General features: G+C 48.8%; 8 protein-coding genes. 1 reads left to right on the top strand and 7 read right to left on the bottom strand.

Going from position 1 to position 7,939, the window contains the following annotated elements:
• Positions 1-151 precede the first annotated feature (151 nt).
• From L692_RS0112410 to L692_RS0112380, 7 genes are all read right to left on the bottom strand, one after another.
• Entirely contained in the window at positions 152-634 is a 483-nt protein-coding gene (locus L692_RS0112410; RefSeq protein ID WP_025700287.1) for a DinB family protein, read from the bottom strand.
• Between the two features lie 181 nt (positions 635-815).
• Positions 816-1,466, bottom strand: a complete 651-nt coding sequence (locus L692_RS0112405; protein WP_025700285.1) for a flavodoxin family protein — start codon at positions 1,464-1,466, stop codon at positions 816-818.
• 122 nt (positions 1,467-1,588) lie between these two features.
• Positions 1,589-2,902, bottom strand: a complete 1,314-nt coding sequence (locus tag L692_RS0112400; RefSeq protein WP_025700284.1) for a nitrogenase component 1 — start codon at positions 2,900-2,902, stop codon at positions 1,589-1,591.
• The gene (locus L692_RS0112395; protein ID WP_025700283.1) at positions 2,886-4,400 is read right to left on the bottom strand and encodes a nitrogenase component 1; all 1,515 of its coding nucleotides are present in this window, start codon (positions 4,398-4,400) and stop codon (positions 2,886-2,888) included. The genes L692_RS0112400 and L692_RS0112395 overlap by 17 nt, the downstream gene beginning before the upstream one ends.
• 372 nt (positions 4,401-4,772) lie before the next feature.
• Positions 4,773-5,336, bottom strand: a complete 564-nt coding sequence (locus tag L692_RS0112390; protein ID WP_025700282.1) for a polymer-forming cytoskeletal protein — start codon at positions 5,334-5,336, stop codon at positions 4,773-4,775.
• A 203-nt stretch (positions 5,337-5,539) separates the two neighbouring features.
• Positions 5,540-6,427, bottom strand: coding sequence for a (Fe-S)-binding protein (locus L692_RS0112385; RefSeq protein ID WP_232238779.1), 888 nt, complete (start codon positions 6,425-6,427; stop codon positions 5,540-5,542).
• Positions 6,428-6,569: 142 nt separating this feature from the next.
• Positions 6,570-7,010, bottom strand: a complete 441-nt coding sequence (locus L692_RS0112380; RefSeq protein ID WP_198027746.1) for a MarR family winged helix-turn-helix transcriptional regulator — start codon at positions 7,008-7,010, stop codon at positions 6,570-6,572.
• Positions 7,011-7,286: 276 nt separating this feature from the next.
• On the opposite strand from L692_RS0112380, the gene L692_RS0112375 reads away from it, so the two are divergent.
• A partial coding sequence (locus L692_RS0112375; protein WP_036723422.1) for a YhgE/Pip domain-containing protein occupies positions 7,287-7,939 on the top strand: 653 nt, incomplete at its 3' end.

The raw sequence follows: 7,939 nt of genomic DNA, 5'->3' as shown, positions 1-7,939 counted from the left end.
ACTCCATTTACATGATTTGGGTAATCAACAGGCCTGATTATTCTTCTATGAATCTCTTCGAATTTCGTTACTAATAGATTCTTTACCACATCCATGAAATCACCCACAATTTAGATTTAATAAGTATCAACCGGCCGCGACGCGGTTAAATTTATTCTCCGTGCCCAAGCCATTTCACTGTCTCGTTCTTTCGTGCGCTTAAAATATTATTACAGTAACCTATATGATGTTGGATATGTCTTACTTGCATTAAAATGGCATCAGCCTTTGTGATTTTATTGTATATATCACATGGTTCTAATAATAGTTCATCATTAAGCCGGTTAAAAAACTCCTGAGATTTCTGTTTCATTTCATTAATATACTTCGCTAATTCGTATTTGGTTGGATGATCCTTACATTCCTTATCAAAGTCTGGTGTTACATCCTTATTAAAATCGGGTAAGTGAAATTGTTCACCTTCTTGCCTAAACCAAAATTCTATTCCCGTAATAGCATGTAATATATGTTTCCAATAAAGTGTTTTTTGATCCTGCCAGATTTCTTCTGAACATACTTCTACTAATTGTTCAAGCATTTGTAAGGTTGGTTCCAATTGTCTTTCTAAAATTGTAACCATCTTCTGATTAATCAAACTATCATCTCCTTTAAGCAACTGGACGTTGCGAATGAGTCATTTACAAATCTTTGGGCCGATCTTTCACCTACGTCCTCGTATTCACAAACCTCACTGGCGTAAGCCCCAATCCATTCTGATACACCTTCAAAATTATTCTTTATATGCCCTTTCAATTATTTCAATCAAATTTATTGATTCACATTGAGCTAACCACCAACCGCCCCCCAAGCTCAAACGCCTTTTGTCGGTCGATGGGGAACTGCTCCTCTCTTACCCTGGCCTTCTGTGCGGCGTCGAATCTGGAAGCTTCATACTTGGAATAGTCGGTGAATTGGTACGTATCACAGGAAAGCAGAATCTCCGAATCCCCGCCCAGGATCTGCAAAAGATTCCGGTTGCCCTGGAATACCGCCTCGTAATTCACTTCTATAGCCCGTTCTTCTGTGACATTCATGGTATAGATGAAGCCCGAGTTAATCCTGCCCTTGAAAGTGGATCTCTCGCCTTCGTTGTAGGACAGGTTGGGGAACAGCAGCCGCTCCAGAAAGCTGCGCATTTCTCCGGTAACATTGCCGAAATAGATAGGGGAGCCTAGCAGAAGGGCATCCGATTCCAGGATTTCCCGGAGCACTTCCTTCAGATCGTCCTTCATGGCGCACAGGCCGTTCAGCCGGCTGCCCTTTCTTTTACAGGACAAGCAGCTCGCGCATCCCTTGTAGCTCAGATCATACAAATGAATAAGCTTCGTCTCCGCTCCCCGGGACTTTGCCCCATCGAGCGCTTCCTGAAGCAGCGTCGCCGTATTGCGATTTGTTCTCGGACTGCCGTTGACAGCAATAACCTTCATCTTTCCTCACTCCTAAAGTTTAGGTAGGGTTCAAATCCATTCCGCAGAGCCTGCGGTTCTGAACGAAAAAAAAGTTCGCAAATCGCTCACAGGAACAATTATACGAACCTTTGAAATTATTTTCACATAAAATCGTTCAATACTACGGAATAGATATCTTCAACCAATTGTAATGCTCCATTATATCCAACGTAGGATTTGCTCAATACCAGCTCATTCCCGATCGGTGCGGAAACCGAGAGCTGATAGGCGTTCAAGTCTCTGGCAACCACCCGTTCCCAGGAACTGCCGAGAATGAGCGGGCGGCTTCTGATTTTTAACTTTCTGATTTCTTCTTCGACAAAGCCTCCGTCATTGGAAAATACCGTTTCAGCGACGATATCGTTTGTAAATTTCGTGAACTCGGCAGCTACGCTCTCCTGAAACCCAGTCGGCGTATCATCGGTGATGAACTGCTTCTCCGGGATCAATCCCATGTCATTGGTCAAAAATTTGGCGATTCCGAGCGCGTACAAGCTGTCCGCCACCGTAATGAATCGTCTCGGCAGCAGTCTCGTTTCCAGCAAGGTATCGGCTGCTCTTTCCAAATAGTAGAAATACCGATCCTCATGCTTGCGGATCACATTTTCAACCACGGAAGACTCAATCCCGGCGAATTCACCGACCGTTCTCAGAAAATTGGAAGTTTCGGTCGGACCGATCGGAAGCGTCGGGTAATGCAGAAACGGCGTTCCGAATTTTTCTTGCAAATTCTCGGCGTTCCGGAGCCCCACCCATGGAGAGATCACCAGATTGAACTGCGCCTTGGATATGTTATTAATCGCGTCAACGCTGCTATCCGGCCCGAAGATGATATTCGGTTTCAGCCCGAGCGAAGAAATGAGAAGGTTCAGCTGCTCAATGTCACCCGACCAGAAGGTATTCTGATAGGGTACTGACGACCAAATATTTACAAGTCCCTCTTCTACCTCTTGCGGCTGCAAATACTGGTTGATGATAGCATCCAGAACCAGTTCATGACCAATCAGATTGCTTCCCTTGAACCCGCCGGTTTCCACATATACAATCGGCTTGCCCTGGGCCTGGAACTTTCTCGTAATTTCCCCTACATCATCCCCAATGATATCCGATGTGCAGCCTGTCAGCACGACGAACAGATCACCGTCGATAACATCAAAGGTATTGGTGATGACTTGACGCAGCCGATCCGTCCCGCCAAACACCACTTCTTTTTCCGAGGCATTGGTGCAGGGGATCGCATGTCCTCCGACATATCCCGAACCCTGATGGCCGTTCTGACTTCCGAGTGTTGTCCACAGCTTGGCTACGCAGCCCGGACCGGCATGAATAATGGGAACCGCTCTTTTGATGGCCAGTACCGATTCAAACGCTCCGAGTGTGCACACATGTCTGATTTGCTCAACGCACAGCGACATTTTTCTTGTTCTCACTTTCTGCTAGTTTATTATTTTGCTCCAGGAATTCGAACGGGTCCTGCTCCAGCCACCATTCAGTGTAGGGCAGTTCAATCCGCTTGGACAGATTCAGGGCAAGACTATTGTTGGTCAAGGCGTCAATAATGCGATGCCCGAACTCGACAGTTCCCTGATAGCCGAAGGCGCTATATTCATCGCTCACCATAATGGCCGGAATACCCATCTTTGTAGCCCAGACGGTCATCCCCGGATGTCTTCCGATAAAAATATCCGGCTTCACCTTGGACAGCAAATTGATGACCTCGTGATTCTGCTGATCGCTTACGCTGATCGGGATATCCTTCTCTTTCTTGGTGAGTTCGATTGTGCAGGAAGGGCATCCGCCATGATCGTGCTGGGCATCGTAATGCCAGGAGAATCCCCATACCACTTCCATGCCGAAATCTTCCAGAAGCCGGATATAGTTATGTGAGAAGCTCGGTCCCATGCCGACGACCACTTTTTTGCCTTTCAGCTTGAATCTGACCTCTTCAAAATCAGACGCGGTAAGCACCTTTTGCTCAGCAAGGTACTCTTCCACTTCCTTCTCCTTGCCCACTGTGCTTCCAAGTCTTCTGAGCCAGTCGTCAAATCCGGAAATGCCGTGCGGCTGCAGCGCCGTTACATAAGGAACGCCGAAATTCTGCTCCAGACCATTTCCGAGATAACCGCCAAGCGTGCCGCAAATGCTGATTGTAGCCGCAGCTTCCGACCATCTGGAAATTTCCTCAATGGAGCTGTAGGGTATTCCGAACTGAGGCACAAGCCCCAAGCGTCCGAAAATCTCGGTAATGACAGCCCGTCCGCTGCCCACAAAATTGATAACATTGACCAGTTCGGGACGCTTCTTCTCGGCAGGCTTGATAATCCGCGTCAGTATCGCATGGAACGCCGCATCAAACCCGGAGGCCCAGATCTGGGAACGGAATCCCTCGCAGAAGACGGGAACAACGGGGATGCCGATCTCCGCTTCCGCGTTCTTCATGGTGCGTTCGATATCGTCTCCGATAATCCCGGAAGCGCAGGATGTCGTGACAAAGATCGCTTTGGGTTTGAATCTTTCATAAGCTTTCAGGATGCCTTCTTTGAGAATTTTATCGCCGCCAAATACGACAGCATTCTCCGACATATTGGTATTGATAATTCTAACGTTTCTCTGGTCCCAGCCCCTGATGCTCTGCCCCCATTGAAACCCGGCGTTCGCGCCCGCGACATCACCCGCACAGCCGATCGGTCCGTGATTGACGATAGCCGCATCGGTTATCGAAGACAAATGCCCCTGCGCGCAGCCCGAGTTGCAGTTAGTAGCCTGACTGAATCCTCTGGATGCATTTTTCAGGCAGCCCGATTGAGATTTCTCCGCCAAATCCTTGATTGTTCCTTGATACCCTACGATAGATTTCAGTCTCTTCTCTCTGATGCTGACCTGTGAGCGATTTAAATTAATAGCCTTTGCCAAAGTAAAGTCCTCCTCTTACCTGAATTGGTAAAACTCACTCATTTGGCGCACACCATTGTTTGGCTGTTGCCGGGTAGTTGTGAAAAGTAGATTGGTGATGATGTATTGGCGAGAATTGAGGATCGCCCGGATAATAAGAGCGATAAGCATACCCGAGTCGTTATCTCGGGAAATGTGGTGAAATGGGGATTATTCCTAGTAACCTCATAGGGTTAATGTTTTTACTAGTTTATAGCATTATTTGGGTACATGTCAAGGATAATTTTTTTCAGTAAATCGGTGTTAGAAGAACTGTTGGAAGAACAGCAAAAAGCCTGTAGACGAACCCCCGGAAAGGGGCTTGGTCTACAGGCTAAATTATGAAGGATTTTATTATTGCACTTCGGTTTTTCCAGTTACTTTACCATCAATTTTGGCGGTTGCTTTCACAGCATCGCTCGCGAAGTAAAGGTTGCCGTCCACCGTTGCAGTTTCATGCAGATTGAATCCGTTGGCTTCAACATAAACGTCGCCTTTAATCGTTCCGCCTTGAACTCTCAAGTTCTCGCTTTTCACTGTAACCTTCGGTGCGGTAAGTGTGTAATTGGCAGTGATTTTGTGATCCGCATCTTGCGCGTAGAGAGCGATTTTCCGGTAAATGTCGCCATCTTGTGCGCCTTTATCATGGAATACGCCGTCTACAATCACTTCCTGATCAATCGTCAAGTCGTTAAGAATGGCGATGATCCAGGTTCCTTCCGGGCTAACTGCCTTTTGGAAGGCATCCGCAACATTCACGATGGAAGCTGCAGCTTCAGCATCCGGTTTCTCTGGCGCCGAAGTTTGGCTGGTAGCCGGACTGGCCGTCGAAGTAGCCGCCTCTTCATTGTTTCCTCCGCAACCGGACAGTACTGCAGCCGCGATTCCGGCAACTAACAAACCTTTAACAAATTTCACAATGACTCCCCCTAAATTATATTTATATAAAAGATTATATATTGAACAATAAAAATTTTAAGTGATATTTTTCACAGTAACGGGAATTTCATTTCTCAAAAAGAGAGCCGTCAGACTTAGGCCAATCCCTCCTTCAAGAATGCTTTCTGCATCTGCCGCCCCATTCCTTGAAGAAAGGGAGAAGAATTATTAATCACCTTTATTCAACGTACACTCCGCATCGGATTTCTGCTCTCACAGGGCACCTTGGTCTGGCACAGACCGCAGCCGGCTCCCGACTTCGCGTCCCCGCCGCTCGCCACTGCCCAATTCCGCGAGGCTTCACCGTACACAAACTTCATGCAGGCGATTTTGTCATGCCCCTCTTCGCTGATGGCCTGAACCGGACAGCGGGTGATGCAGACGCCGCAACTCCCTTTGCTGTGGAGCAGGCAATTTGCCGTATGGGTTGCCGCCGTTCTGGCATCCGGGGTCACCTGCAGGTCGGTCACAACGGAGAACAAGCGGATCGCAATCCCCTTTTCCGAAATAAAGCCGTCATTGATGCTGAAGCTGCCCAGGCCCGCGGCATAAGCGACATGGCGTTCCGACCAGTTGGACACCGGTCCCGAAGCCGAACCCTGAATGCTGTACCAATCCGTATCCAGCGGGGCGACCGCCCGATAGCCGAGACGGCTCAAATAAGCCGGTAAATGTCCGCGAATGGCTCTTATAAAATACTCATCCCCGAATGTGCGCAGCAGCGCCCACTCCCGCGAAGGTCCTTCCTTCTGCGCCCGGTTGGCCCGGCGGATGACTTCGCTGATGGGCAATACCACGCTGATAACCGTACCTCCCTCATAGCTGCCAGCGCCAAATGACCGTTCAAACACTTCACGCGGCGTGGCATGATCGGGGCTGACAAGCGTCTTATATTCCTCGAACAACGGATCATCGGCTGCCGCGAATTGAATGATCGGCTCCTCATAGTAAGTTGCCTGCAATTCTTCCGAGTAGTTCTCTTTGCTTTCCCGCACATAAGCCTTTAATTCTTCTACAATTAACTGCTTGATGCGCTCCCCCGCCTCTTTCGCGTCCATGTGCTTCTCCATTTTCATTTCCTCTCCCTTCTGCGTATCCAGATACAGCCTCAGTCACCACCAAACCGTGTATATACACGAATAAAATGGGTATCTGTAAGAAAGTATAATTAACTTTAAATCGGGTACCACTCTGCGCTTGAAGCGGTGCTCCTCACGGCATCATACTCTCCACTTTGGATAATAGCGAAGTCAACGCTGCCAAATCCTCTGTCCCCAGCGATTGCTCCACAGAATTTTGCGCTTCATCCCACAGTTGTCCCGCAGCTATGAGCACGGCTTCCCCGCTTTCCGTCAAAGTCAATTGGCGGCTCCGGCTCCCCTTGGCCGCGATATCCTGAACGTAGCCTTGCTGCTCCATCGCTTTCAGATTGCGAACCAGCGTTGTCCGGTCGAGGCGCATCTTGAGCGCCACATCACTCACACTGGCCGGCCCCAGCCGGTCAATATGGCGCAGAAGCGAAAATTGGTTAATATTCAGCCCGCTGGGGGCGAGATACTTATCATACAGCTCTGTCATAACCAGCGAAGCCCGGCGCAGATTAATGCAGTTGCAGACTGACGGTGTCTTGTTCTCTGATGACATATTATTCATGTTGGCGGGATAACTCTCCTTGTTCATCGTGTACCTACACTATTCCAGAATTTCACGAGACTTGTCAACCTGCTTTCTCACACCTTGCCGGATTTACCAGCGTCGAAATTCTTCAATGAAAGCTGAACTCCAATATATTTATTTGAGTTCAGCCCTTATCCTATCATAATTGGCAGGTTTTATATTCAGATTGACATCAAGGCTTTTGCGCTCTATAATTCAAACAAATAATTAAAACAATCATTTAAATCATTTGTTTGAGAGGTGGAAAGCTTGATGAACACATTCAAGGAATTAATAAAAATGAAGACAACGAAGATCGGGATTGCCACGGCGCTGTTCTTTCAGCTGATCTTCTCCGTGATCTGGATGACGGGTTATGAGGGCATGTCGGACCGGGTCGATGAGCTGAGTATAGCGGTCGTGAACGAAGATGCGCACAGCGGAGCCGCTATTGCCAAGCAATTGTCGGCGGGGCTGCCCGTACATGTGGAGACGGCAGCGGATATGCCGTCCGCGCGGGAGCGGCTGGAGGACCGCAGCATCCAGATGATTGTGCGGATACCGGCCAACTTTACTTCGCTGGTTGCGGGACAAGGCAGCAAGGCATCCATTCAATATGTCGTGAACGAGTCCAATCCTGCGATGATCAAGAGCATCATGACCTCCATCGCCTCCCAGATCACGGCGGCGGCGAATAAGCAGGCCATCGCGGCGGGCGCTCAGGCCGTACTGTCTCAGGGAATGCCGGCGGAGCAAGCCGCTGCCATGTCGGGCCAGCTGTCCGAGCGGGTCGTGTCCGACATTCAGCCCATCAACGTCGTCAACGGGACGAATAACCAGATGGTGCCAATGATGATGGTGCTCGCCTCATTCGTCGGAGCGATGATTATGGCGCAAAATCTGGAAGCGTCCATGACGGCAATCTC

Source organism: Paenibacillus forsythiae T98, from assembly GCF_000520735.1.
GTDB lineage: Bacteria > Bacillota > Bacilli > Paenibacillales > Paenibacillaceae > Paenibacillus_AQ > Paenibacillus_AQ forsythiae.
This window is presented reverse-complemented; position numbering and strand designations above follow the sequence as displayed.

What these genes read in the sequence shown, in the direction of transcription:
- L692_RS0112405 (WP_025700285.1), bottom strand. Translation starts at nt 1,466, where the DNA reads ATGAAGGTTATTGCTGTCAACGGCAGTCCGAGAACAAATCGCAATACG.
- L692_RS0112400 (WP_025700284.1), bottom strand. Translation starts at nt 2,902, where the DNA reads ATGTCGCTGTGCGTTGAGCAAATCAGACATGTGTGCACACTCGGAGCG.
- L692_RS0112385 (WP_232238779.1), bottom strand. Translation starts at nt 6,427, where the DNA reads ATGGAGAAGCACATGGACGCGAAAGAGGCGGGGGAGCGCATCAAGCAG.
- L692_RS0112380 (WP_198027746.1), bottom strand. Translation starts at nt 7,010, where the DNA reads ATGAATAATATGTCATCAGAGAACAAGACACCGTCAGTCTGCAACTGC.